The 24,407-nt window shown below is 63.3% G+C and carries 21 protein-coding genes; 13 read left to right on the forward strand and 8 right to left on the reverse strand.

Going from position 1 to position 24,407, the window contains the following annotated elements; translation table 11 throughout:
• Positions 1 to 540: 540 nt before the first annotated feature.
• A complete protein-coding gene (locus JQ567_RS35930; RefSeq protein WP_212443194.1) occupies positions 541 to 1,320 on the reverse strand; it encodes an SDR family NAD(P)-dependent oxidoreductase in 780 nt (259 codons plus the stop codon).
• 147 nt (positions 1,321 to 1,467) lie between these two features.
• On the opposite strand from JQ567_RS35930, the gene JQ567_RS35935 reads away from it, so the two are divergent.
• Genes JQ567_RS35935 through JQ567_RS35945 form a run of 3 tightly spaced genes read left to right on the forward strand, consistent with a single transcriptional unit; the run spans position 1,468 to position 3,677 of the window.
• Complete coding sequence (locus JQ567_RS35935; protein WP_212443195.1) at positions 1,468 to 2,259, forward strand: enoyl-CoA hydratase/isomerase; 792 nt, start codon at positions 1,468 to 1,470, stop codon at positions 2,257 to 2,259.
• Positions 2,256 to 3,245, forward strand: a complete 990-nt coding sequence (locus JQ567_RS35940; protein ID WP_212443196.1) for a phosphotransferase family protein — start codon at positions 2,256 to 2,258, stop codon at positions 3,243 to 3,245. Before JQ567_RS35935 ends, JQ567_RS35940 begins: the two co-directional genes overlap by 4 nt.
• 57 nt (positions 3,246 to 3,302) lie before the next feature.
• The gene (locus JQ567_RS35945) at positions 3,303 to 3,677 is read left to right on the forward strand and encodes a DUF6285 domain-containing protein (RefSeq protein ID WP_212443197.1); all 375 of its coding nucleotides are present in this window, start codon (positions 3,303 to 3,305) and stop codon (positions 3,675 to 3,677) included.
• Positions 3,678 to 3,804: 127 nt separating this feature from the next.
• Here JQ567_RS35945 and JQ567_RS35950 read toward each other — a convergent pair whose 3' ends face one another.
• Positions 3,805 to 4,584 (reverse strand): enoyl-CoA hydratase-related protein, encoded by a 780-nt coding sequence (locus tag JQ567_RS35950; protein ID WP_212443198.1) that lies wholly within the window; start codon positions 4,582 to 4,584, stop codon positions 3,805 to 3,807.
• Positions 4,585 to 4,803: 219 nt separating this feature from the next.
• On the opposite strand from JQ567_RS35950, the gene JQ567_RS35955 reads away from it, so the two are divergent.
• Positions 4,804 to 6,078: an acyl-CoA dehydrogenase family protein gene (locus JQ567_RS35955; RefSeq protein WP_212443199.1), complete on the forward strand. Its 1,275-nt coding sequence runs from the start codon at positions 4,804 to 4,806 to the stop codon at positions 6,076 to 6,078.
• A gap of 203 nt (positions 6,079 to 6,281) precedes the next feature.
• On the opposite strand, the gene JQ567_RS35960 is transcribed toward JQ567_RS35955, so the two are convergent.
• The gene (locus JQ567_RS35960; protein ID WP_212443200.1) at positions 6,282 to 7,862 is read right to left on the reverse strand and encodes a fatty acid--CoA ligase; all 1,581 of its coding nucleotides are present in this window, start codon (positions 7,860 to 7,862) and stop codon (positions 6,282 to 6,284) included.
• Positions 7,863 to 8,063: 201 nt separating this feature from the next.
• Positions 8,064 to 8,936, reverse strand: a complete 873-nt coding sequence (locus JQ567_RS35965; protein ID WP_212443201.1) for an SDR family oxidoreductase — start codon at positions 8,934 to 8,936, stop codon at positions 8,064 to 8,066.
• Between the two features lie 104 nt (positions 8,937 to 9,040).
• On the opposite strand from JQ567_RS35965, the gene JQ567_RS35970 reads away from it, so the two are divergent.
• The 3 genes from JQ567_RS35970 (at position 9,041) to ppc (ending at position 14,588) form a co-directional block, all read left to right on the forward strand.
• The gene (locus JQ567_RS35970; RefSeq protein WP_212443202.1) at positions 9,041 to 9,856 is read left to right on the forward strand and encodes a crotonase/enoyl-CoA hydratase family protein; all 816 of its coding nucleotides are present in this window, start codon (positions 9,041 to 9,043) and stop codon (positions 9,854 to 9,856) included.
• A gap of 145 nt (positions 9,857 to 10,001) precedes the next feature.
• Complete coding sequence (locus JQ567_RS35975; protein ID WP_212443203.1) at positions 10,002 to 11,546, forward strand: acyl-CoA synthetase; 1,545 nt, start codon at positions 10,002 to 10,004, stop codon at positions 11,544 to 11,546.
• 258 nt (positions 11,547 to 11,804) lie between these two features.
• Positions 11,805 to 14,588 carry a phosphoenolpyruvate carboxylase gene (gene ppc, locus JQ567_RS35980; protein ID WP_212443204.1) on the forward strand — a complete coding sequence of 928 codons (2,784 nt, stop codon included), beginning with the start codon at positions 11,805 to 11,807 and terminating at the stop codon, positions 14,586 to 14,588.
• Between the two features lie 266 nt (positions 14,589 to 14,854).
• Here the strand turns inward: ppc and JQ567_RS35985 are convergent, their stop codons facing one another.
• From JQ567_RS35985 to JQ567_RS36000, 4 genes are all read right to left on the reverse strand, one after another.
• The gene (locus JQ567_RS35985) at positions 14,855 to 15,733 is read right to left on the reverse strand and encodes an SMP-30/gluconolactonase/LRE family protein (RefSeq protein WP_212443205.1); all 879 of its coding nucleotides are present in this window, start codon (positions 15,731 to 15,733) and stop codon (positions 14,855 to 14,857) included.
• 470 nt (positions 15,734 to 16,203) lie between these two features.
• The gene (locus JQ567_RS35990; RefSeq protein WP_212443206.1) at positions 16,204 to 17,118 is read right to left on the reverse strand and encodes an SDR family oxidoreductase; all 915 of its coding nucleotides are present in this window, start codon (positions 17,116 to 17,118) and stop codon (positions 16,204 to 16,206) included.
• A 128-nt stretch (positions 17,119 to 17,246) separates the two neighbouring features.
• Positions 17,247 to 18,386 carry a thiolase C-terminal domain-containing protein gene (locus tag JQ567_RS35995; protein ID WP_212443207.1) on the reverse strand — a complete coding sequence of 380 codons (1,140 nt, stop codon included), beginning with the start codon at positions 18,384 to 18,386 and terminating at the stop codon, positions 17,247 to 17,249.
• Positions 18,387 to 18,390: 4 nt separating this feature from the next.
• Positions 18,391 to 18,804: a Zn-ribbon domain-containing OB-fold protein gene (locus tag JQ567_RS36000; protein WP_212033379.1), complete on the reverse strand. Its 414-nt coding sequence runs from the start codon at positions 18,802 to 18,804 to the stop codon at positions 18,391 to 18,393.
• Positions 18,805 to 19,016: 212 nt separating this feature from the next.
• Here JQ567_RS36000 and JQ567_RS36005 point away from each other — a divergent pair, with 212 nt between their 5' ends.
• The 6 genes from JQ567_RS36005 to alkB all read left to right on the forward strand — a co-directional run bounded on the left by JQ567_RS36005 (position 19,017) and on the right by alkB (position 24,339).
• Positions 19,017 to 20,357 (forward strand): acyclic terpene utilization AtuA family protein, encoded by a 1,341-nt coding sequence (locus tag JQ567_RS36005; RefSeq protein ID WP_212443208.1) that lies wholly within the window; start codon positions 19,017 to 19,019, stop codon positions 20,355 to 20,357.
• A gap of 1 nt (position 20,358) precedes the next feature.
• Positions 20,359 to 20,679, forward strand: coding sequence for a hypothetical protein (locus tag JQ567_RS36010; RefSeq protein ID WP_212443209.1), 321 nt, complete (start codon positions 20,359 to 20,361; stop codon positions 20,677 to 20,679).
• 30 nt (positions 20,680 to 20,709) lie between these two features.
• Complete coding sequence (locus JQ567_RS36015) at positions 20,710 to 22,062, forward strand: amidase (protein WP_212443210.1); 1,353 nt, start codon at positions 20,710 to 20,712, stop codon at positions 22,060 to 22,062.
• Positions 22,055 to 22,741, forward strand: a complete 687-nt coding sequence (locus tag JQ567_RS36020) for a DUF2848 domain-containing protein (protein ID WP_212443224.1) — start codon at positions 22,055 to 22,057, stop codon at positions 22,739 to 22,741. The genes JQ567_RS36015 and JQ567_RS36020 overlap by 8 nt, the downstream gene beginning before the upstream one ends.
• Before the next feature lie 173 nt (positions 22,742 to 22,914).
• A complete protein-coding gene (locus tag JQ567_RS36025) occupies positions 22,915 to 23,661 on the forward strand; it encodes a 2OG-Fe(II) oxygenase (protein ID WP_212443211.1) in 747 nt (248 codons plus the stop codon).
• 24 nt (positions 23,662 to 23,685) lie between these two features.
• Positions 23,686 to 24,339 (forward strand): DNA oxidative demethylase AlkB, encoded by a 654-nt coding sequence (gene alkB / locus JQ567_RS36030; protein WP_212443212.1) that lies wholly within the window; start codon positions 23,686 to 23,688, stop codon positions 24,337 to 24,339.
• Positions 24,340 to 24,407 lie beyond the last annotated feature (68 nt).

A 24,407-nucleotide genomic window follows, 5' to 3' on the forward strand; every position in this document is an offset into this window, starting at 1 on the left:
AGACGTAACGCGACAGAGGCGTACGGCGAAGGCGCGTGGTCCTGACACCCCGTTGCTGGTGTCAAGTTTCCGAGAAGCCAAAAGCTGATCGGGAGCGACGGTGGCAAGAAAGCCCGTTCACCGGGGAGATCGCGTTATAAGCCGTAAAGCCATTGCGCAGGGAAGGCCGGGTGTTCTCCGCTGCCCTGTATGCTCGTGTGCACTTTGTTTTGTGCAAACCGCACGCGAGACCGCGGGTGCAGCGCGCACCCGGTCTTCCCTGCGCCCTCTCATGAGAGGGCAAGGAATTTCTGGCAAAGCTCGGGCGCGCTGCGTCGCGAGAATGCGAAACTGTGTTTTGTATGATGGTGGAACAACAAACACCGCCGTCGTCCCGGCCTTGAGCTCAGATGCGCAATTGCGCATCGGGGGACCCATACGCCGCGGCCCATCGGTTAGATCGCTGGCGTTAGAGACCTTCTGCAAACAACACCCGCCGCGGAGTATGGGTCCCGGCGTTCGCCGGGACGACGTGTGGAGAGAGCTTCGCCGCGTCCATTCTCAAAACGCCGTGTATCCGCCATCGATCACAAAGCAATCCGCCGTATGATACGACGACGCCTGGCTCATGATGTACACGGCGATGCCGCCGAAATCCGCGGGCTCGCCGAAGCGGCGCACCGGAATGCGCGGCATCACGTTGGCGACGAATTTGTCATTCGCCATGATGCCCGCCGTCATGTCGCTCTTGATCCAGCCGGGCAGGATCGCGTTCGCCGTCACGCCGTAGCGCGCCAGTTCGACCGCGAGCGCGCGGCACAGCGCGTTCAGCGCGGCCTTGGTGCCGGCGTAATGCTCGTTGCGCGCGGTGCCGAACAGCGACGCCAGGCTCGAGGTCGCCACCAGCCGGCCGAACTTGTCGCCGGCTTCGGCGCGTTCGGTCATGTGGCGCGCGGCGGCCTGGAACACGTGGAAGACGCCGTCGAGATTGGTCGCGAACATTTTTCGCCATTCCTCCTCGGTGCGGTCGATGAAGGCGCGCCGGCCGCCGCCGCCGATGCCGGCATTGGCAAAGCAGCCGTCGACGCGGCCGAGCGCATCCAGCGTGGCTTTCATCGCGGCCTTGACGGAGGCGGGGTCACTGACGTCGCAGATCCTTGTATCGACCTTGCCGGGACCCTTGGCGAGGCTTGCTGCCGCGCTCGCATTCTTGTCGGCGTTGCGGCCCCAGATCGAAACGGTGCAGCCGGCCGCGTTCAACGCCTGCGCGATGCCAAGGCCGATGCCGCCATTACCGCCGGTGACGATTGCGACGCGGCCGGAGAGGTCGAAGATGCTCATGAGTGTTTCCTCAAGTCGTGCGCCCGGTGGCGGGCAGATGTTCGCGTTCAAGCATGGACAAGCCGATCAGGAAAATCAAATATGGCCCTGAAATCCGACCCGTCGCGCCAGCAAAAATAGCGCGTAAACACAACTCATGAGGAAACAATGCAGTTCAAGCACGTCACGCTCGATTTCGATGGTTCGGTCGCCGTTTTGAAACTCGACCACCAGGAAGTCATGAACGCGGTCTCGATCGACATGCTGGGCGGCCTCGGCGAGGCGCTGGACGCGATCGAGGACAGGAAGGCGGAGGTGCGCTGCCTTGTGATCACGGGCGCCGGCCGCGCGTTCTGCACCGGCGCCAACCTTCAGGGCCGCAACAACGCCAAGCCGGGCCGGGTCAATGCCGGCGCGGCGCTGGAAACCGCGTTCCATCCGTTCCTGCGCCGCCTGCGCAATTTGCATTGCCCGATCGTGACCGCCGTCAACGGCCCGGCTGCCGGCGCCGGCATGAGCTTCGCGCTGATGGGCGACATGATCCTGTGCGCGCGCTCGTCCTACTTCCTGCAGGCGTTCCGCCGCATCGGCCTGGTGCCGGATTGCGGATCGACCTGGCTGTTGCCGCGCATGATCGGCAAGGCGCGCTCGGTCGAACTGTCGCTGATGGGCGAGCGGCTGCCGGCGGAAAAGGCGCTGGAATGGGGTCTCGTCAATCGCGTCCATGACGATGCGGTCTTGATGGAAGAGGCGATGAAGCTGGCGCATGATCTTGCCAATGGTCCGACGATCGCGCTGTCGCTGATCCGAAAACTCTATTGGGACAGCCCGGAAAACTCCTACGAGGAGCAGCTCAACCTCGAATTCGAGTCGCAGCGCATCGCTGGCTCGGCGGAAGATTTCAAGGAAGGCGTCACCGCATTCCTTGAAAAGCGCCCCGCCAAGTTCAGGGGCAAATGATCGAGGCCGAACTCGGACGCTGCGTCGCCGCCTGGTATCCGGGCGCGACCGGCGTCACTGGCGCGGCAAAACTTTCCGGCGGCGCCAGCCAGGAAACCTGGACGTTCGATATCGTGCACCCGGGCGGCACTGTCGGCGCGATCCTGCGCCGTGCGCCGCCGGGATATGGCGCTTCGCCCGGCCGCGCCGCAGGGCTCGACGCGGAAGCGACGCTGATGCAACTCGCGCACGACGCTGGCCTGCCGTCGCCGCGCGTGATGCATGTCCTGAAGCCCGAGGACGAACTCGGCACCGGCTTCATCATGCAGCGGATCGAGGGCGAGACCATCGCGCGGAAAATTCTGCGCGACGAACAATTTGCACAAGCGCGCCCGATGCTGGCGCGCCAGCTTGGTGGGGTGGTCGCGGGCATCCACGGCTTGCCGGCGGCAAAACTGCCAAAGCTGCGCGAGATGACGGCGACCAAGGAAATCGCCGATCTCGATCGCGAGTATCGCAGTTTTGGCCGGCCGCGTCCGGTGTTCGAGCTGGCACTGCGCTGGCTGCGCGAGCGCGATCCCGGCCCGTCAAAGGAAGTAACGCTGGTGCACGGCGACTTCCGCCACGGCAACCTCATCATCGGTCCCGACGGCGTGCGCGCGGTGCTGGATTGGGAGCTGGCACATTTCGGCGATCCGATGGAGGATCTCGGGTGGATCTGCGTCAACTCCTGGCGTTTCGGCGAGATCGACAAACCGGTCGGCGGCTTCGGTTCGCGCGAGGATCTGTTCGCCGGCTATGAAGCCGCGGGACGCAAGGCCGATCCCGACCGGGTGATGTTCTGGGAAGTTATGGGCACGCTGCGCTGGGGCATCATGTGCTGCGGCATGATGCAGCGGTTTCGCCAGGGCCCGGATCATTCGATGGAGCGCGCGATGATCGGACGGCGTTCGTCGGAGACGGAGATCGATCTGCTGAGATTGCTAGCCCCGAGGGGAGGGGCATGATCCCGAAAAGTGGGCACCGGTTTTCGGATAAGATCATGCCCAAACAGAGAGTCTAAGATGCAGGACGAACCGACACCCACCGAACTGATCAAGGCGGTCGCGGATTTTCTGCGCAACGAGATCACGCCCGCCATCAAGGGCCACAACGCCTTCAAGCTCCGCGTCGCCATCAACGGTCTCGACCTGGTGATGCGGCAACTGGCGCTGGAAGGCGATAGCGATAGCGCGGAAGCCGGGCGGCTCAAGCAACTGCTCGGCATCGACGGTGCGCTGCTCGAGCTTAACCGCGCGCTGTCGGATAAAATCGCAAAGGGCGAGGTCGATCTGCAAACGCCGGGGCTGGCCGATCATCTGTGGCAAACCACAATGGACAAGCTCGCCGTCGATCAGCCGAATTTTGCCTCGTACAAGAGGGAGTTGGGAAATAAGTAGCGCAGCGACCAATTCTCTCCGTCATTGCGAGGAGCGTAAGCGACGAAGCAATCCATCCATCCCCGTGCTGAGGCATGGATTGCTTCGCTACGCTCGCAATGACGGGGAGAGAGTAGTGTCGAATGTCCTACTTCCCCAGCCATTTCGGCGCGCGCTTCTCCGAAAACGCCTTCGGTCCCTCGATGTAATCCTGCGAGGCCGCCATCGCCTTCACCGCCGGATATTCGCGCTGCTCGGCCATCGCCTGTTCCAGCGAGACCGAAAGGCCCTTCTGGATTGCCTGCTTGGAGGCGCGGATCGACATCGGCGAATTTTTGCAGATGGTCTCGGCCCAGCGCTCGGCGGCGGCCAGCGCTTCGCCTGCGGGGACCACCTCGTTGACGAAGCCGAGTTCGAGACCCTCCTTGGCCGAGACGTGGCGCGCGGTCAGGATCATGCCCATGGCGCGCTTCATGCCGATCTGGCGCGGCAGCCGGTGCACGCCGCCGGCGAGCGCGGCAAGGCCGACGCGCGGTTCGGGCAATGCGAAGGTCGCGTTCTCGGAGGCAATGATGAGGTCGCAGGCCAGCGCGATCTCGAACCCGCCGCCCATCGCGACGCCGTTGACGGCGGCGATGATCGGCTTGTCGCAGTCGAACCGCGAGGTGAGGCCGGCAAAGCCGCCCTTGTCCCAGCCGCGCTTGCCGCCTGCCGCCTGCCATTTCAGATCGTTGCCGGCACAGAAGGCCTTGTCGCCGGCGCCGGTGACGATCGCGACCCACTGGTCGGGATCGGCGGAGAAATCGTCGAACACCTTGTTGAGTTCGAAATGCGCATCGATATGCAGCGCATTGTACACTTCGGGACGATTCAACGTGATGATCGTGATCGGACCCTTGCGCGTGACCTTGGAGAATTTGAGATCCATGTTCGCTCCCGCTGTTTTTCTGTGACGAGGAATAATAGCGCGGTGCCAGCCGCCGGAACCCATTCAATTACGCAAGCGAGCCGCGCGTCACAAGCGATATTCCGTTGCTTGACTTGGCCAAGCTCTTCCAACCTTAATCGCTTCCAACCTTAATCGAAATGCGCCGCCTGGTCCGGCTAGCCACTAAACACAATAAACGACATTCCGGGAGAGACCGCCGTGGATTTTGCATTGCCCGCCGACCTCGTCGCCTATCTCGACGAACTCGACCGCTTCATCGCGCGCGAGATCAAGCCGCTGGAAGAGGCCGACGACAACATCCGCTTCTTCGACCATCGCCGCGAATGGGCCCGCACGGATTTCGACAAGGGCGGTTTGCCGCGGCATGAATGGGAAGCGCTGCTGCGCAAGGCCAAAAACCTCGCCGACGCCGCCGGCCACCTGCGCTTCGCAATCCCGAAACGCTACGGCGGCAAGGACGGCTCCAACCTCTGGATGGCCGTGATCCGGGAGCATTTCGCGTCGCAGGGATTGGGCCTGCACAACGACCTGCAGAACGAGCATTCGATTGTCGGCAACCTGCCGATCGTGACCATGCTCGACCGCTACGGTACCGACGAACAGAAGGCGATGATCGACGGTTCGATCACCGGAAAGTACCGCATCACCTTTGGCCTCACCGAGCCCGAGCACGGCTCCGACGCCACGCATATGGAAACCCGGGCGGTGCCGGCGACGCGCGACAACGTCAAGGGCTGGATCGTCAACGGCCAGAAGATGTGGACCACGGGCATGCATGTGGCGACGCATTGCGCGCTGTTCGCCCGTACATCAGGCAATGACGGCGACGCCCGCGGCATCACCTGTCTCTTGGTGCCGGCCAAAGCTGAAGGCGTGAAGGTCGAGGAATATATGTGGACCTTCAACATGCCGACCGATCATCCGCGCGTCAGCTTCACCGACGTTTTCGTGCCTGATGATGCGTTGTTCGGCGAGGTCGGCCGCGGCCTGTCGCTGGCGCAATGCTTCGTGCACGAGAACCGCATCCGGCAGGCGGCGAGTTCGCTCGGCGCCGCCGTCTATTGCATCAACGAAAGCGTCAAATATGCGCGCGAGCGAAAGCCGTTCGGCAAGGCGCTGGCCGAGAACCAGGCGATCCAGTGGCCGCTGGTGGAGCTCGCCACGCAAGCCGAGATGCTGCGGCTGTTGATCCGCAAGACCGCGTGGGAGATGGACAAGCTGACCCAGGCGGAGGTCGAGCACACGCTCTCCGACAGGGTCTCGATGTGCAATTTCTGGGCAAATCGCCTCTGCTGCGAGGCCGCCGACCGCGCCATGCAGGTCCATGGCGGCATGGGTTATTCGCGCCACAAGCCGTTCGAACACATCTACCGCCACCACCGCCGCTACCGCATCACCGAAGGCAGCGAGGAAATCCAGAAGCGGAAAGTGGCGGGATTCCTGTTTGGGTATATGGGAGCAGGGAAACATTAGTGGACGCACGCAACTCCATCAACACGTCGTCCCGGCGAAGGCCGGGACCCATAACCACAGGGCGCAGTGTGGGGCAAGCTAGTTAAGACGGAGGCAACGAATACTTCCCGCACTCACTGACAGCGCGGCGTATGGGTCCCGGCGCCCGTGCGCAATTGCGCACTAGGCCGGGACGACGCGGAGAGTGTGCCGCGCAACGAGCCTCAATTCACCTGCCGATCCTTCCCCGCCCAATACGGATCGCGCAAATTCCGCCGCAAAATCTTGCCCGACGGATTGCGCGGCAGCGCTTCAAGAAAATCCACCGACTTCGGCGTCTTGAAGCCGGCGATGCGTTCGCGGGTAAAATTGATGATGTCGGCGGAGGTTGCGGCCTTGCCGGGCTTCATCACCACGATCGCCTTGACCGCTTCGCCCCATTTGTCGTCGGGGATGCCGATCACGGCGGCTTCGGCGACGTCAGGATGATCGCAGATCGCGCTCTCGACCTCGGCGGGATAGATGTTCTCGCCGCCGGAGATGATCATGTCCTTGATGCGGTCGTGGATGTAGAGGTAGCCATCCTTGTCCATGTAGCCGGCATCGCCGGTGCGCAGCCAGCCGTCGCGGTCGAGCGTCCTGGCGGTGGCTTCCGGCAGGTTCCAGTAGCCCACCATGTTGGAGCCCGAACGGGTCGCGATCTCGCCGACTTCGCCGACCGGCAAGCGCGTGCCGTCGGCGTCGAGGATCGCAAGTTCAATGCCGGGCAGGGCCTTGCCGGCCGAGCGCATTCGGTCGAGGCCCTCGATGTGGTCCTCCGGCGGCAGCGCTACGATGGTGCCTGTAGTTTCCGTCATGCCGTACATCTGCACAAAGCCGCATTTGAAGACTTCGATGCATTCCTTCAGCAGCGCTGCCGGGATCGGCGAGGCACCGTAGAGCATGTATTTCAGCCGCGAGAAATCCACCTGCCGCGCCCGCGGCTGCCGCACCACGAACTGCATCGCGGCCGGCACCATGAACAATTTGGTGATGCCGGACTGCTCGAAGAAATCCAGCACCTTGGTCGGATCGAACTCGCGCGCGATGACGCCCTTGGCGCCGTGATAGAGCCCCATCACACCCCAGCCGGAGCCGCCGATGTGAAAGATCGGCATCGCCACCAGCGAGACGTCGTCGGTCGACCATTTGTTCCAGTCGGGCTTCTCGGCCTCGCTGCCGGTCTGTACCAGGTTGAGGAAATTGGCGTGCGACAGCATCGCGCCCTTCGGCTTGCCTGTCGTGCCCGACGTATAGAGCTGGATCGCGACGTCCTTGGGGCTGATCGGCACCTTGGGGTCATCGCCGCTCTGCGCATCGCGCCAGGCCGTAAAATCCGGCCATTCCGGCGCGCCGCCTTCGGTGGTGATGATGGTGCGGAGGTCAGGCAGCTGCGGCTTGATGTTGCGGGCTTGCGTGATGAACTCCGGTCCGACGAACAGCACCGGCGCCCGGCAATCCGCGACGATGAAGGCGACCTCGGGGCCGGCGAGCCGCCAGTTCACCGGCGCCATCACCACATTGGCCTTCATCGCGCCCATCAGCAGTTCGAAATAGATGTCGCTGTTCTTGCCGAGATAGGTGATGCGCTCGCGCGGCTTGACGCCCAGCGCGATCAGCGCGTTGGCGACGCGGTTGGTCTTGATGTCGAATTCGGCGAAGCTGGTCTGACGTCCCTCGAATTCATAGACCAGCGCATTGCCGCGGCTCTTGGCGCGCTCGCGCACCATCTCGGCAAGGTTTGCCGGCGCTTGTGTGGCGGACATGTTTCTCCCGTCGTGTCTTATTTTCGTTGCTTGGAGTGTGACGGTATCGCGCGCGAAAAACAATACGGCAACGTCGTCCCGGCGAACGCCGGGACCCATACGCCGCGGCTTATCGGTTGCGCGATGGAGTTAATTGCCTTCACAAAATCAGCATTCGTGGTTATGGGTCCCGGCCTGCGCCGGGACGACAACGAGAAGAGTTCAGCCCCGCGAAGCCCGGTCCTTTTCGTTCTGCGCCTTGATCGAATCCCGCGCACGCTCCCAGTCGGCATCGGACCACTCGCGCAGCTCGTAGAAGTTTCCGCCGGTTGCCAGCGCCTGCGCGCCGTCCATCGCAATGGTCTCACCGTTGATCCAGTCGCAGCCGCCCGAGATCAGGAACACGGCAAGGTTCTGCAACTCTTCCATCTTGCCGACGCGGCCCATCGGATTCCTGGCGATGGTGCGTGCGCCGGGTTCATCGCCCGGGTTGAGACGCTTGCTCATGCCTTCGGTCGGAATTTCGCCGGGCGCGATGGTGTTGAGCCGAATGCCGTATTTGCCCCATTCCATTGCCAGCGACATGGTCATGGCGTGGATCGCCGATTTGCTCATCGCCGACGGCACCACATAGGGCGAACCGTTGCGGACCCAGGTCACGGTGATCGACACGACGTTGCCGCGCTGCTTCTCGGCAATCCAGCGGCGGCCGATAGCGTGGGTGACATAGAACGTGCCGTGCATCACGATATTGGCAATCGCGTCGAAGCCGCGTGGCGTCAGGTCCTGGGTGCGCGAGACGAAATTACCGGCGGCGTTGTTGATGAGATCGGTGAGCGGACCGCCGGTCCAGATCTGTTCGATCATCTCGTCGACCGCAAGCGCGTTGCGGATATCGACGCCGTGGCTGACCACACGTCCGCCGTGCAGATCCATCAATTCGGTCGCGGTCTCGTCGCACACGCTCTTGCGACGGCCGCAGATATGGACCTCGGCGCCAAGCTCAAGGAATCGCGCTGCCATGGATTTGCCGAGGCCGGTACCGCCCCCGGTCACGAGAATGCGTCGCCCGGCGAGAAGCTGATCGTTGAACATCGTTTCCACCCGAAAGGAATTGCTGTTAATTGGTCGATTGACTAAATCCGGACAACGCCGTTCTGTAAAGCGATAACAACGAATAGCAGTGGAGGAGAATTCTCATGGAGCAGCGCGTTTCGATATCCATTTCGGACGGCATTGCCGACGTCCGACTGGTGCGAGCGGACAAGATGAATGCGCTCGATGCCGCGATGTTCGAGGCGATTGTCGCTGCAACTGAACGACTTGCGCATGAGAAAGGAGTCCGGGCGGTAGTATTGTCCGGCGAGGGCCGGTCGTTCTGCGCGGGGCTCGATATGGGACGTTTCGCCGCGATGAAGGAGCAGGGCGGTAACGGGATCGCCGGCGGTGAGAAGCGCGACCTTTCCGCGCGCACTCATGGCCTCGCCAATTTTCCACAGCAGGCGGTGTGGGGCTGGCGGCAACTTCCGGTGCCGGTGATTGCGGCAATCCAGGGCGTCGCGTTCGGCGGTGGGTTCCAGCTCGCGCTCGGCGCCGACATGCGCTTCCTCACCCCTGATGCACGGATGTCGATCATGGAAATCAAGTGGGGCCTGGTGCCTGATATGGCAGGCACGCCGATCCTCGCCAGTCTCGTACGCGACGATATCCTGCGCGATCTCACCTACACCGGGCGCATCTTCTCGGCGCAGGAAGCGATGAGCTATGGCCTTGCAACGCGGATCTGCGACGACCCCCGCGCCGCGGCCTTCGAGGTTGCGCGTGAGATCGCCGGCAAGAGCCCCGACGCGATCCGCGCCGCCAAGCGCATGCTCAACAATTTGTCCGTCGATCCCGGCCCGGCATTGCTCGCCGAATCCGTCGAGCAGATGAAGCTGATGGGTGGTCCCAACCAGCAGGAAGCCGTGCGCGCCAATCTGGAGAAGCGGGCACCGAAGTTTGCGGACGTCGGATAATTTTCTCCGTCATTCCGGGATGGTGCGTTAGCACCAGACCCGGAATCTCGAGATTCTCCGATGTGCAATTGCACATCGAAGTTCACGCCTCGCGTGCCCCGGAATGACGAAGGCTTCCTAACCCGGCGAGAGATCGGACAAGACAATGACAACATCAACGCCCTTCCTCGGCATCATCAGCGGCCAGCGCCGGCGCGAGCACGCCGAGGTCGCCGAGCGCACCGACCGCATCGCCAGCGGATTGCACAAGCTCGGCGTCAAGCCGGGCGACAGTGTATGCATGCTGATGCGCAATGACATCGCCTTCATCGAGGCCGCTTATGCCGCGATGCGGCTTGGCGCTTACGGCGTTCCCGTCAACTGGCACTTCAAGCCGGAAGAGATCAATTACGTGCTGAAGGACTCCGGCACCTCGGTGCTGATCGGGCATGCCGACATGCTGCATCAGCTGCGGGATGCGATTCCATCAGGCGTCACCGCGCTCAGCGTGCCGACGCCGCCGGAGATCCTGGCGAACTACAAGATCAACCCCGATCATCTCTCGACGCCGGATTTCGCGATCGATTTCGAATCCTGGCTCCGGCAACAATCGCGCTATGACGGTCCTGTCGTGCCGCAGCCGCAGAACATGATCTACACTTCGGGCACCACGGGGCACCCGAAAGGCGTGCGCCGCTTTGCGCCGACGCCCGCGCAGTCTGCCAACGCCGAAGCCATGCGGGCGATGATTTACGGCCTCAAGCCCGGCGCGCGCACGATCCTGCCGGGACCGCTGTATCACTCTGCGCCGAACTCGTTCGGCCTGCGCGCCGGACGGCTTGGTGGCGCGCTGATATTGATGCCGCGCTTCGAGCCGGAGGAATTCCTGCGGCTGATCGAAACCGAGCGGGTCGACACGATATTCATGGTGCCGACCATGTTCATCCGGCTGATGAAGCTGCCGGAGGAAGTGCGCAGGAAGTACGACGTGTCGTCCCTGCGGCATATCATTCACGCCGCCGCACCCTGTCCGGCCGACGTCAAGCGCGCGATGATCGAATGGTGGGGACCGGTGATCTACGAATTCTATGGCTCGACCGAATCCGGTGCTGTCACCTTTGCCAATTCCGAGGACGCGCTGAAGAAGCCCGGTACCGTCGGCAAGATATCGCCGGGCGCGGAGTTGCGCTTCATCGGCGATGACGGGCGCGTGCTGCCGCCGGGCGAGATCGGCGAAATCTATTCGCGGATATCGGGCAATCCGGATTTCACCTACCACAGCAAGCCGGAGAAGCGTTCCGAGATCGACCGCGATGGTTTCATCACCTCCGGCGATGTCGGCTATATCGATCAGGACGGCTACGTCTTCATCTGCGACCGCAAGCGCGACATGGTGATTTCGGGTGGCGTCAACATCTACCCGGCGGAAATCGAAGCCGCACTGCACGCCGTGCCCGGCGTGCATGATTGCGCGGTGTTCGGCATTCCCGACGAGGAGTTCGGCGAAGCGTTGATGGCTGTCGTGGAGCCGCAACCGGGCGTGACGCTTGATGTCGCCGCGGTCCGCGCCCAGCTGAAGACCTCGCTGGCCGATTACAAGGTGCCCAAGCACGTCGAAATCCAGGCCAACCTGCCGCGGGAAGATTCCGGCAAGATCTTCAAGCGCCGGCTGCGCGATCCCTATTGGGAGCGGGCGGGGCGGCGGATTTAGGGGGCGCGGGCTGTATTAGTATGGCGTCGTCCCGGCGCAGGCTCAGATGCGCAATTGCGCATCGGGGGACCCATACGCCGCGGCTCATCGATTGGAGAACGGTGTTCGACGACTTCCCATAACCGTCCGCGCCGGTGGTTATGGGTCCCGGCCTTCGCCGGGACGACAACAACGACCGCCTCCATCTTTATCTTGCACTGCGGCAGAAAACTTGCACACTCCAGAACTTGCCGGGCAAGCCCTCTGGAGTAGCAAGCCATGTCACGCCAGACCATGCCTTCCGATCCTGAGGTCCGTGCCAATCGCGTCGAAGACGCGGAGGACGCCCGGCTGAGGAACGATATCAGGCTGCTCGGGCGCATTCTCGGCGATACCGTGCGTGACCAGGAAGGCTCCGACGTCTTCGACCTGGTCGAGCGCATCCGGCAGACCTCGATCCGGTTCCACCGCGACGACGACAAGCCAGCGCGGCGCGAGCTCGAACAGATCCTCGACAGCATGTCGATCAGCCAGACCGTGCGGATCGTGCGCGCCTTCAGCTATTTCTCGCATCTGGCCAACATTGCCGAGGACCAGAACAACATCCGCCAGATGCGGGCGCGGACCGGGCCCGGCGGGGCGCCGCGCGCCAGCATGCTGGCCCAAACCCTGGCGCACGCGCGCACGGCCGGCATCAGCGCCGCCGATCTGCGCAAGTTTTTCGAAAGCGCCCAGGTCAGTCCGGTCCTCACGGCCCACCCCACCGAAGTCCGCCGCAAGAGCACGATCGACCGCGAGATGGAGATCGCCGCGCTGCTCGACCGCAAGGAGCGGGTGCAACTGACGCCCGAAGAGGTCGAGGCGAGCGACGAGCAGTTGCGCCGCGCGGTGCTGACGTTGTGGAAGACCAACCTCTTGCGCCGGACCAAGCTCACGGTGCTCGACGAGGTCGCCAATGGCCTGTCGTTCTACGACTACACGTTCCTGCATGAGGTGCCGCGGCTGCATTGCGCGCTGGAGGACCGGCTGAACGAGGGCGACAGCAGCAGGGGCGAACTGGCTTCGTTTCTCAAGATGGGAAGCTGGATCGGCGGCGATCGCGACGGCAATCCGTTCGTGACCGCCGACGTGGTGCGCGGGACGCTGAAATTGCAGTCCAGCCGGGTGCTGCGTTTTTATCTGGAGGAATTGCATCTCCTCGGCGCCGAATTGTCGATGGCGGCGCATCTGGCCGATGTTTCCAAGGATTTGCGTCTCCTTGCGGAGCGTTCGCCGGATAAGTCGCCGCACCGAAGCGGCGAGCCCTATCGTCTTGCGGTATCCGGCATCTACGCGCGCCTCACCGCGACCGCGACGCGGCTGGACGTGGAGACCAGACGCCCGGCGGTCGGCGAGGCCGCGCCTTACGCCGATGTTGCGGAATTCAAGGCCGATCTCGACATCCTCTATCGCTCGCTGATTTCGAATAATTCCGGCGTGATCGCGCGCGGGCGGCTGCGCGTGTTGCGCCGGGCCGTGGATTGCTTCGGTTTCCACCTCGCGAGCCTCGATATCAGGCAAAATTCGGCCGTGCACGAACGCACCGTCGCGGAGTTGATCGACGCGGCGATGCCCGGCATGTCCTATCTGGCGTTGAATGAGGAGGCGCGGATCGCCTTGCTCGTCAAGGAGCTCGGCAATGCGCGTCCGCTGACGTCGGCTTTTGTGAAATACAGCGAGGAGACGATCGGCGAACTCGCGCTTTTCCATGCGGCCGCCGACGCGCATGCCCGTTATGGTTCCGCCGCTATCCCCCAGTGCATCATCTCCATGTGCAAGGGGGTGTCCGACATGCTGGAGGTCGCGCTACTTCTCAAGGAAGCCGGTCTCGTTCGCCCCTCGGGCCGTTGCGCGATCAACATCGTGCCGCTGTTCGAGACCATCGAGGACCTTCAGGGCTCCAGCGGCATCATGGACCGCATATTGTCGCTGCACGATTACCGCAAACTGGTCGATAGTCGCGGAGCGATTCAGGAAGTGATGCTCGGCTATTCCGACAGCAACAAGGACGGCGGCTTCGTCACCTCGGGCTGGGAACTCTACAAGGCTGAAATCGGCCTGATCGAGGTGTTCGAACGCCATCACGTCCGCCTGCGGCTGTTCCACGGCCGCGGCGGATCGGTCGGCCGCGGCGGCGGGCCGAGCTATGACGCGATCATTGCGCAGCCCGGCGGCGCCGTGAACGGCCAGATTCGCATCACCGAGCAGGGCGAGATCATCTCCAGCAAATATTCCAACGCCGAGGTCGGCCGCAACAATCTCGAAATTCTGACGGCGGCGACGCTGGAGGCGAGCCTGCTGCAGCCGAAGCACAGCGCGCCGCGTCCGGAATATCTGAAGGCGATGGAGGAATTGTCCGCGCTGGCCTTCAGGGCTTATCGCGGGCTGGTCTATGAGACCGAGGGCTTCGCCGACTACTTCTGGGGCTCCACCGTCATCAACGAGATCGCCACGCTCAACATCGGCAGCCGTCCGGCCTCACGCAAGAAAACCCGTGAGATCGAGGATCTGCGCGCAATCCCCTGGGTGTTCAGCTGGGCGCAATGCCGCCTGATGCTGCCGGGCTGGTACGGCTTTGCCAGCGCGGTGGAGACCTGGATCGCGGAACATCCCGAGCAGGGCATGCCGTTCCTGCAGGAGCTCTATCGCGAATGGCCGTTCTTCCGGATGCTGCTGTCGAACATGGACATGGTGCTGGCCAAGAGCTCGATCGCGATCGCCTCGCGCTATGCCGAACTGGTGCCTGACGTGGCGCTGCGCGAGAAGATTTTCGGGCGCATCCGCGAGGAATGGCACAGCTGCATCGGTTTGTTGCTGAAGATCATGCAGCAGGAGCGATTGCTGCAGAGTAACCCGCTGCTCGAGCGCTCGATCCGCAACCGCTTTCCCTATCTCGACCCGCTGAACCACGTGCAGGTCGAACTGCTGAAGGAACACCGCGCGCAAAACCCCGACGAGCAGGTGCTGCGCGGCATCCAGATCACCATCAACGGTGTTTCGGCGGGGCTGCGGAACAGCGGGTAGCGGACTCGTCTCGCCGTCATTGCCAGCCACCGGGTCGCGCGAATGCGCGCCCGATGACAGGCTCCGCGAAGCAATCCATGCATCAGAAGATGGATTGCTTCGTCGCAAGTGCTCCCTTGCGCAAACGCTTCGCGTTTGTCGCAGGCAATGACGCTAAGAGACTACCGTAGCCCGGATGGAGCGAAGCGCAATCCGGGGCAGTCGTGCGGGGAATTCCCGGGTTTCGCTGCGCTCCACCCGGGCTACATTCCTCGCTCCTCAGCCCATCACGGCTTCATGGCACCTTGCACACTGGTGTAGACGGCGTAGAGCGATGACGAGCCGCAGATGTAGAGCCGGTTACGCTGCATGCCGCCGAAGCACAAGTTTGCAACCGTCTCCGGGATGTGGATCTTGCCGAGCAGATCGCCGTCAGGCATGTAGCAGCGCACGCCGTCCTCGTTCGGATCGCCCCAACCCACGGAGCACCAAAGACGCCCGGCGGTGTCGCAGCGCAGCCCGTCGGTAATGCTGGGCTTGGGCATCTCCGCAAAGACCTTGCTGTTCGAGAGTTTTCCGCCCGCGAGATCCACATCGAACACGCGGATATGCGACGGGTTGTCCGGCCCGTCCGTGAAGCCGGTGTCGCAGATATAGAGCTTCTTCTCGTCGGGCGAGAAGCAAAGGCCGTTCGGCTGCACGAAGTCATCGACGACCATCTTGATGTCGCCGGATTTCGGATCGACCCGGTAGACGTTCTTCTTGTCCTGCTCGGCATCGGCTTTGATGCCCTCATAAAAGCCGCCGATACCGTAGGCCGGATCGCAGAACCAGATCGAACCATCGGCCGCGACGACCGCGTCGTTCGGCGAGTTCAGCTTCTTGCCATTGTACTTGTCGGCGATGATGGTGATCGAGCCGTCGAGTTCGGTCCGGGTCACGCGTCGGCCGCTATGTTCGCAGGTGATCAGGCGTCCTTCCCGATCGATGGTGTTGCCGTTCGAATTCATCGATGGCTGGCGGTATACGCTGACGTGGCCGTCATCCTCCGAGAAGCGCATGATGCGGTTGTTGGGAATGTCAGAGAACAGCACGTAGCGGCCAGCCGGGAAGTAAACCGGCCCCTCGGCCCAGCGGAACCCGGTTGCGACGCGCTCGACGGCCATGGTGCCGGCAAAGGCCGGGAAACCGGTAGGCCCGAACGAAACCCCCTTCTTTTTCAGCGACTCAAGGCGGGCATCCGGATAGCGGGCCCCGGGTAGCGGACCCAGGGGCAGCGGACCGGTTGACGGGGTTGGGACCCCCGTTTGGCCTAAGGGGGCTACGCTCGCCGCAGAGGCCGCTGTCATGGTTACGGCCGTGGTGGCCAGCACGGTTGCACCGCGCAAGAGCGCGCGGCGATTCAGTCCGTGCGTCCTGGCGTCAGTGGAGTGAGGTACATGGGGTAGCGGAGTTGTCATTTTTTCCTCCCAGTTTTTCGTTGGAAGGAAATCATGTGCCCGCAATTGGGCGTAAAGCGGGCGAGTTTCGTCGAACAACCCTGGGATGACGCGGAAGTAGGCATCCTTATGGCTGGAGCCGGGCCAGCTTCGTAGGGTGGGCAAAGCGAAGCGTGCCCACCCTACGTTGTCGCGGCTTAGATCGGATCCCAGGTGAAGACGTCCGCAGAGCGGTCGAGCTTGGAGAACGATCCCTTCAGCGCCGGCATGCCGTGCTCGGCGATGGTCTGTGGCGTCCAGCCTTCGCTGCGGTGAACCGAGCGCACCGGACGGTGCTGGCCGAAGAGGAAAATCTCGTTCATGCGCACGCCAAAAATCTGTCCGGTGACGTCCTTGGCGGCGTCGCTGAGCAGATGGGCGCAGACCGGCGCGATCTTCTCCGGTCCCATCTGCTGGATTTTTGCGACGCGCGCCTTCTCGGCCTCGGTCTCGGTCGGGATGGTGCCGATCATGCGGGTCCAGGCGAATGGCGAGACGCAGTTCGAGCGCACGTTGAAGCGGCCCATGTCGAGCGCGATCGACTTCGAAAGGCCGACGATACCGAGCTTGGCGGCGGCGTAGTTGGCCTGGCCGAAATTGCCGATCAAGCCCGAGGTCGAGGTGAAGTGCACGAAGGAGCCGCTCTCCTGTTCGCGGAACAGCCGCGCGGCGGCGTGGCTGACATAGAACGAGCCCATCAGATGCACCTTGATGACGGCCTCGAACGCTTCCACGCTCATCTTGTGGAAGATCATGTCGCGCAGGATGCCGGCATTGTTGACGACGCCGTCGAGCCGGCCGAAATGATCGGTCGCCGTCTTCACGATCTTGCTCGCGGGGATCGCTTCCGCCACCGACTCGAAATTGGCGACCGCCGTGCCGCCGCGCTTCTTGATTTCTTCCACCACTTCCTCGGCCGGAGCGGCGCTGTTGCCCGCGCCGTCGGCGGCAACGCCGGGATCGTTGACCACGACTTTTGCCCCTTCGGCGGCGCAGAGCAGGGCGATCTCCCTGCCGATGCCGCGGCCCGCGCCGGTGACGATGATGACTTTGTCTTGCAGTGATTTGGTCATGGTGGTTCTCCTTTGTAGTCAGTCATTCCGGGGCCCGCGAAGCGGGAACTATGATGCGCAATTGCGCATCTGAGAATCTCGAGATTCCGGGTCTGGTGCTGCGCACCATCCCGGAATGACCGACGTGATTACTTCTCGTTCGTAAAAATGATCGTGCCTGACGCCGCGAACATGCCGCCGACGCCGTGGCACACCGATATCCTGGCGTCCTTGACCTGGGCCGGCGCGATGCCGCGCATTTGCCGCACGCTCTCCTGCAGCGCGTACATGCCGTACATGCCCGAATGCATGTAGCTCAAGCCCCCGCCATTGGTGTTGAGCGGCAGCTTGCCGCCGGGCCGCGTGTTGCCCTCGGCGATGAACTTGCCGGTCTCTTCATGCGGCATGAAGCCGAGATCGCCGAGACCGAACAGCGGTAGATGCGCGAAGGCGTCGTAGATCATGAGGTGATCGACGTCCTTGTGGGCGATGCCGGCCTCCTTGAACGCGAGCGGTCCCGCGGTCGTGAAGGCGCGCGAGGAGTTGAAGGTCTCCATCTGGCTCACCATCGGCGTTTCCACGCTCTCGCCGGTGCCGAGGACATAGACCGGCTTGTTCGGGAAATCCTTGGCGCGGTCGGCCGAAGTGAGGATCAGCGCGCCGCCGCCGTCGGTGACGAGGCAGCATTGCAGGATGCGGAACGGATAGGCGATCATTTTCGAGTTCAGCACGTCCTCGACCGTGATCGGCGCCTTCATGGTGGCGCGCGGATTCTTCGCGGCCCATTCGCGCTGCACGACTGCAACCATGGCGATCTGCTCATGGGTGATGCCGTAGGTCTTCATGTAGCGCAGCACGGGAATCGGAAACATGCTGGGCGGGCCGAACACGCCGAACGGCGACTCGAACTGGCCGTTGAGGCTGTCCGGCGGCGTCGAGCGCGGCAGTTTGCCGATCATCGACTTGCCGCTCTCGGCGTGTGTGATGAGTACTGTCTTGCAGAGGCCTGCCTCGATCGCGGCGGCGGCGTGGCGGACATGCAGCATGAACGAACAGCCGCCGACCGAGGTGCCGTCGACCCAGGTCGGCTTGATGCCGAGGTAATGGGCGATCTGCTGCGGGGTTTCCACCGCGGTGGCGATGCCGTCGATGTCGGATAGTTTCAGTCCGGCGTCGGCGATGGCGTTGAGCGCCGCATCCGCGTGCAGCTGGATCTGCGACATGTTCGGGATGACGCCGAGTTCGGTGGTCTCGGCGGCGCCGACGACGGCGACCTGGTTTCTGCGCATGGTGTTAGCCCTTCGCCGGACGGAACTGGGGAAGGGTGATCTTGTCGTCGAGCTTCTCGAACGCGACCTCGAGCTTCATGTCGAGTTCGAGCGCTTCGGGCGTCTGCGGACAATCGATGATGTTGCTCATCATGCGCGGACCTTCGTCGAGTTCGACGACGGCGATCGCGTAAGGCGGCGTAAAGCCGGGCGCGGCGGGGCGATGGTTGATGACATAGCTGTAAAGCTTGGCCTTGCCGCTCGCCTTGAACACGCTGACCTTGCGCGAGGCGCAGGATGGGCAGAACGGGCGCGGCGGGAAATAGACGTTGGCGCAGGCGTCGCAGCGCTGCAGGCGCAATTCGCCGGCCGCAGTACCGTCCCAAAAATGCTGGGTTTCCGGGGTCGGCTTCGGTTTGGCGCGTGCTGGCTCTGCCATATCAGGCATTCCTCCCTGGGTCGGGCACGAGCCCGCCTGTTTCAATCTTGATGCGACATTTGACCATTCCCCGTCAACGGTCCAGCGATGCCGTTGCATGGCCGCATTCCCCCAAGCCAAGGGAGCGTGAAGGGCGCTTGTATGCCAGTGATTTCCCGCGCTAGGGTGCTGCTGATTGCGCCGCACGGAATGCGCGCGATGACGGAGACGATGTGCGAACGATTCGAATAGGATCCGGTGCCGGCTATTCGGGCGATCGCATCGAGCCCGCGGTCGAACTCGCCGAAAAGGGCGACATCCAGTACCTGGTGTTCGAGTGCCTCGGCGAGCGCACGGTAGCATTGGCGCAGCAGGCGCGCATGAAAAACCCGGAAGGCGGCTACGATCCGCTGCTCGAAGAGCGGATGCGCGCCGTGCTGCCGCTTTGTGCCGCCAAAGGTATCAAGATTGTCACCAATATGGGCGCGGCCAATCCGGAAGCCGCCGCACGCAGGACCGCCGAAATCGCGAAGGCGCTTGGGCTGTCCTCGCTGAAGATTGCCGCCGTCGTCGGTGACGACGTGCTCGATGCCTGTAAGGAGGGCGATCTGCCGATCATGGAATTCGACGGCACCATCAAGCAGCTAGGTAACCGCTTGCTGTCGGCGAATGCCTATCTCGGCGCCGAGCCGATGGCAGAGGCGCTGAAATCAGGCGCGGATATCGTCATCACCGGGCGGGCTTCCGATCCGGCGCTGTTTCTGGCGCCGATGATCCATGCCTTTGGCTGGGCGATGGACGACTGGAATCTGCTCGGGCAGGGCACCGTCGCCGGGCATTTGCTGGAATGTGCGGGCCAGATCACTGGCGGCTATTTTGCCGATCCCGGTTACAAGGATGTTCCGGACCTGGCGCGGCTCGGTTTTCCGATCGGTGAAGTCGGCGAGGACGGCAGCCTTGTCATCACCAAGGTTGCGGGTTCCGGTGGCGCGGTAACGGCGCGGACCTGCAAGGAGCAGTTGCTCTACGAGGTGCACGATCCCCGGCAGTATTTCCAGCCGGACGTGGTGGCGGATTTTTCGGAAGTGACCGTCGAAGAGATCGGGCCCGATCGTGTGCGCGTCAGCGGCGGGCGCGGCCACAAGCGAACCGAGACGCTGAAAGTCTCGGTCGGCTATGTCGACAGCTATATCGGTGAAGGGCAGATTTCCTACGCCGGACCCGGTGCGCTGGCGCGCGGCCGGCTCGCGCTGGAGATCGTGCGCGAACGGCTGAAGTTGACGGGCGTGGAATCCAGCGAGCTGCGGTTCGAACTGGTCGGCGTCGATTCCCTGCACGGCGCGGAAGTCTCGGCCCGCGCGAACGAGCCCTATGAAGTACGCGTTCGGGTCGCGGGGCGCACGGAAAATCTGCGCGAGGCGGTCAGGATCGGCAACGAGGTCGAAACGCTCTATACAAACGGCCCGGCTGCCGGGGGCGGCGCCTGGAAATCGGCGCGTGATGTGGTCGCGGTGGCGTCGGTGCTGTTGCCGCGCGAACTGGCAAAGCCGCAAGTTCGTTTCGTGGGGGCGTAAGGTGAAACTGCGCGAGATCGCCCATTCCCGCACCGGCGACAAGGGCAACACGTCGAACATTTCCGTCATCGCTTATGATGCGAAGCATTATCCGCTGTTGCGTGATCAAGTGACCAGCGAACGGGTGAAGGCGCATTTCGCCGGGATCGTTGAGGGCGAAGTGGTTCGCTACGAACTGCCCAATCTGTCGGCCTTGAATTTCGTGATGACGCAGGCGCTCGGCGGCGGCGTCACCCGTTCGCTGGCGCTGGATGCCCACGGAAAATCGTTGAGCTCCGCACTGCTCGATCTCGACATTGAGCCAGGATCGGATGACAAGTAGCGAAGCGAAGAGAAGCAGCGAGAGAAATTCATGCCGAACATAACACTTGCCTCACTCGCCGCCGATCTCGACAGCGGGGCGACCTCCGCCCGCAAGCTGGTCGAGGAATGTCTCGCCAAGATCGCCGACTCCTCAGGTGAAGGCGCGCGCGCCTTCATCCATGTCGACAAGGAAGCCGCCATCGGTGCTGCAGACGCGATGGACCGCCTGCGCAAGGCGCATGCGGCTCCGTCGCCGTTTGCCGGCATCCCGGTCTCGATCAAGGATTTGTTCGACATCAAGGGGCAGGTGACCCGCGCCGGCTCGCGGGCGCTCGAGGAAGACTGCACGCCGGCGGAGGCCGATGCGCCCGTAGTGGCGCGGCTACGGCGGGCCGGGTTCATCGTGATCGGCCGCACCAACATGACCGAGTTCGCCTATTCCGGCATCGGCATCAATCCGCATTACGGTACGCCGAAAAGCACCTGGAACCGCAGCGTCGGCCACGTGCCCGGTGGCTCGTCCTCCGGTGCGGCGGTCTCGGTCGCGGACGGCATGGCCCATGGCGCGCTCGGCACCGACACCGGCGGCTCCTGCCGGATTCCGGCGGCCTTCAACGGCATCGTCGGATTCAAGCCGACGCAACGCCGCGTGCCGCTCGACGGCGGCGTACCGCTGTCTTTCTCGCTCGACAGTTTTGGACCGCTGGCGCGCACGGTGCAGTGCTGCGCGACGATGGACGCCGTGCTGGCCGACGAGCCTGAGCTGCCGGTATTGCAGCCGCGCCCCGTCAGGGGCATGCGGCTCGCGGTGCCGACCACCGTCGCGCTCGATGATCTCGATGACGAGGTCGCCAAGACGTTCGAGCGCGCATTGGAAACGCTGTCGCGGCAGGGCGCGCTGATCGAACGCATCGAGGTGCCGGAATTCCTCGATGTCGGCGCGATGAACGCCAAGGGCGGCTTTGCGGCGTCGGAAAGCTATGCCTGGCACCGCTATCTGATCGTGAGCAAGGGCGACGTCTACGATCCGCGCGTGCACGTCCGCATCCTGCGCGGCGAAGGCATGAGCGCGGCCGACTATATCGATCTGCTCGGCGCGCGAAAATCGTTCATCGCGCACACCGAGGCACGCATCGCGCCGTATGACGCGATTGTCATGCCGACCACGGCCAACACTCCGCCAAAGATCGCCGACCTCGCCGACGACAAGGCGTTCGCGACGCAAAACCTGCGGAGCTTACGCAATTGCACGCTGATCAACATGCTCGACGGCTGCGCGATCTCGCTGCCTGCGCATCGCGAAGGCGAGGTGCCGGTCGGCTTGATGCTGGCGGGCGCCGGCGGAAGAGATCGCTGCATTTTTGAACTTGCGGCCGGAATGGAGAATGTCATCCGTGGTTGATCTTACCTTTACTGTTCAAGACAAGGGCGCGCCGACGCCGCTGACGCTTGCGATCGATCAGGCCGTGATTGCCGGCTGGACCGGGCGCGATCCGGTGGCGCGCGACAAGCACATTGCCGAGTTGGAAGCGATCGGCATCGCGCGGCCGGCCTCGACGCCGATCTATTACCGTGTCTCCGCGTGCCGGATCACCACCACTGACAGCATTGAAGTCAGCGGCGGCGATTCCAGCGGCGAGGTCGAGTTCGTGCTGATCGGCTGGCAGGGTCGCATCCTTGTCGGCTGCGGTTCCGACCATACCGATCGCAAGGTGGAAGCCTACAGCGTCACGGTTTCAAAACAGATGTGCGACAAGCCGATGGCGTCCGTGCTGTGGGAGCTGGAGGACGTGATCGGTCACTGGGACCAGATGATCCTGCGCTCCTGGGCCGTCATCGACGGCAAGAAGGTGCTGTATCAGGAGGGCACGCTCGACGGCATGCTGCCGGTGAACGACCTGATCGCGCGCGGCTTTGGCGGCAAAGGTCTGCCGGATGGTTGCGCGATGTTCGGCGGCACTTTCGCGGCCAAAGGCGGCATCCGCCCGGCTGATCGCTTCGAGTTCGAACTGGAGGATCCGGTGCTGAAGCGAAAGATCGGCCACGGCTATGATGTGATCGCGTTGCCGGTGCTGGGCTGATATGTCGTCCCGGCGAACGCCGGGACCCATACCGCGTGATCTGTCGATAGGGCACGACGGCAGAGACCTTTCGCAACATTCCCGCCGGTGGCTATGGGTCCCGGCGTTCGCCGGGACGACGCTTAACGGAAATCGGGTGGCGTGATACGGCGCGACTTGCGAAACTGCCCGCCATGAAAGCAACCGCAAAAACCGCCGACCATCGCCCGTCCCCCGACATCGCCGCCCGGGTCGATGCCATCGACTGGACGCAGGTGACGGCCGATCTCGACGGGCAGGGCTGCGCCGTGCTGAGGGGATTGCTGTCGCCGGACGAATGCCGGGCGATCGCCGCGCTGTATCCGGATGACACCAAGTTCCGCAGCCGCATCGTGATGGGGCGTCACGGCTTCGGGCGCGGCGAATACAAATATTTTTCCTATCCGTTGCCCGACCTGATCGCGGAAATGCGCCCGGCCCTGTATGCACGGCTGTGCGGCATCGCCAATCGCTGGAACCAGACGATGGCCATCGATATCCGCTATCCCCTGGCGCATCAGGCGTTTCTGAAGCGCTGCCATGATGCGGGCCAGGTGCGGCCGACGCCGCTGCTGCTGCAATATGGGCCCGGCGACTACAATTGCCTGCATCAGGATCTCTATGGCGAGCATGTGTTCCCGCTGCAGGTCGCGATCCTGCTCTCGGAACCCGGCCGCGATTTCACCGGCGGTGAATTCGTCCTGACCGAGCAGCGGCCGCGGATGCAGTCGCGGCCCGAGGTGGTGCCGCTCACACAAGGCGACGCGGTGGCATTTGCTGTGCATCACCGCCCGGTACAGGGGACGCGCGGGTTCTATCGCGTTAATCTGCGCCATGGCGTCAGCCAGATCCGGTCCGGCCACCGTCATACCGTCGGCGTGATCTTTCACGACGCCAAGTAGTTCACCACGCGAGTGTGAAGCGAATTGACTGCTGATTTGTTCGACGCCATCGCCGATGTGCAGCCGTCGCGGGAAGCGATGGCTGACGGCGCGGTGCTGCTGCGCGGCTTCGCGTTGCGCTTTGAAACCGATCTGATTCCGGCACTGCGCGAGATCGTGGCGCAAGCGCCGTTCCGCCATATGTCGACACCGGGCGGCCATCAGATGTCGGTGGCGATGACCAATTGCGGCAATGCCGGATGGGTTACCGATCGCACCGGTTATCGCTATGACGGCGTCGATCCCGAGTCCGGCCAGCCGTGGCCCAAGATGCCCGCGGTGTTTCGCGAACTGGCCGCCGAAGCGGCGACCGAGGGCGGCTTCGAAAACTTTTCGCCGGATGCCTGTCTGATCAACCGCTACGAGCCGGGCGCCCGCATGTCCCTGCATCAAGACAAGGACGAGCAGGATTTTGCCGCGCCGATCGTCTCGGTGTCGCTCGGGATACCGGCGACCTTCCTGTTCGGCGGATTGAAACGCAGCGACAAGCCGGCCCGGTTTCGGCTGGTGCATGGTGATGTCGTGGTCTGGGGCGGGCCGTCGCGGCTGTTCTTCCACGGCGTGGCACCGCTGGCCGACGGCGAACACGCCGCCATGGGCCGCCAGCGCATCAATCTGACTTTTCGAAAAGCGCGCTGACGCCGACTTCTTCCCTTCTCCCCTTGTGGGAGAAGGTGATCCTCGCGAAGCGAGGATCGGATGAGGGG

This window comes from Bradyrhizobium sp. AUGA SZCCT0431 (assembly GCF_018131065.1).
Taxonomy (GTDB): domain Bacteria; phylum Pseudomonadota; class Alphaproteobacteria; order Rhizobiales; family Xanthobacteraceae; genus Bradyrhizobium.

Bases quoted from the DNA above. Each gene is read 5' to 3' on its own strand.
- JQ567_RS35930 (WP_212443194.1), bottom strand. From the start codon at position 1,320: ATGAGCATCTTCGACCTCTCCGGCCGCGTCGCAATCGTCACCGGCGGT.
- JQ567_RS35935 (WP_212443195.1), top strand. From the start codon at position 1,468: ATGCAGTTCAAGCACGTCACGCTCGATTTCGATGGTTCGGTCGCCGTT.
- JQ567_RS35940 (WP_212443196.1), top strand. From the start codon at position 2,256: ATGATCGAGGCCGAACTCGGACGCTGCGTCGCCGCCTGGTATCCGGGC.
- JQ567_RS35945 (WP_212443197.1), top strand. From the start codon at position 3,303: ATGCAGGACGAACCGACACCCACCGAACTGATCAAGGCGGTCGCGGAT.
- JQ567_RS35950 (WP_212443198.1), bottom strand. From the start codon at position 4,584: ATGGATCTCAAATTCTCCAAGGTCACGCGCAAGGGTCCGATCACGATC.
- JQ567_RS35960 (WP_212443200.1), bottom strand. From the start codon at position 7,862: ATGTCCGCCACACAAGCGCCGGCAAACCTTGCCGAGATGGTGCGCGAG.
- JQ567_RS35965 (WP_212443201.1), bottom strand. From the start codon at position 8,936: ATGTTCAACGATCAGCTTCTCGCCGGGCGACGCATTCTCGTGACCGGG.
- JQ567_RS35970 (WP_212443202.1), top strand. From the start codon at position 9,041: ATGGAGCAGCGCGTTTCGATATCCATTTCGGACGGCATTGCCGACGTC.
- JQ567_RS35975 (WP_212443203.1), top strand. From the start codon at position 10,002: ATGACAACATCAACGCCCTTCCTCGGCATCATCAGCGGCCAGCGCCGG.
- ppc (WP_212443204.1), top strand. From the start codon at position 11,805: ATGTCACGCCAGACCATGCCTTCCGATCCTGAGGTCCGTGCCAATCGC.
- JQ567_RS35985 (WP_212443205.1), bottom strand. From the start codon at position 15,733: ATGGCCGTCGAGCGCGTCGCAACCGGGTTCCGCTGGGCCGAGGGGCCG.
- JQ567_RS35990 (WP_212443206.1), bottom strand. From the start codon at position 17,118: ATGACCAAATCACTGCAAGACAAAGTCATCATCGTCACCGGCGCGGGC.
- JQ567_RS35995 (WP_212443207.1), bottom strand. From the start codon at position 18,386: ATGCGCAGAAACCAGGTCGCCGTCGTCGGCGCCGCCGAGACCACCGAA.
- JQ567_RS36000 (WP_212033379.1), bottom strand. From the start codon at position 18,804: ATGGCAGAGCCAGCACGCGCCAAACCGAAGCCGACCCCGGAAACCCAG.
- JQ567_RS36015 (WP_212443210.1), top strand. From the start codon at position 20,710: ATGCCGAACATAACACTTGCCTCACTCGCCGCCGATCTCGACAGCGGG.
- JQ567_RS36025 (WP_212443211.1), top strand. From the start codon at position 22,915: ATGAAAGCAACCGCAAAAACCGCCGACCATCGCCCGTCCCCCGACATC.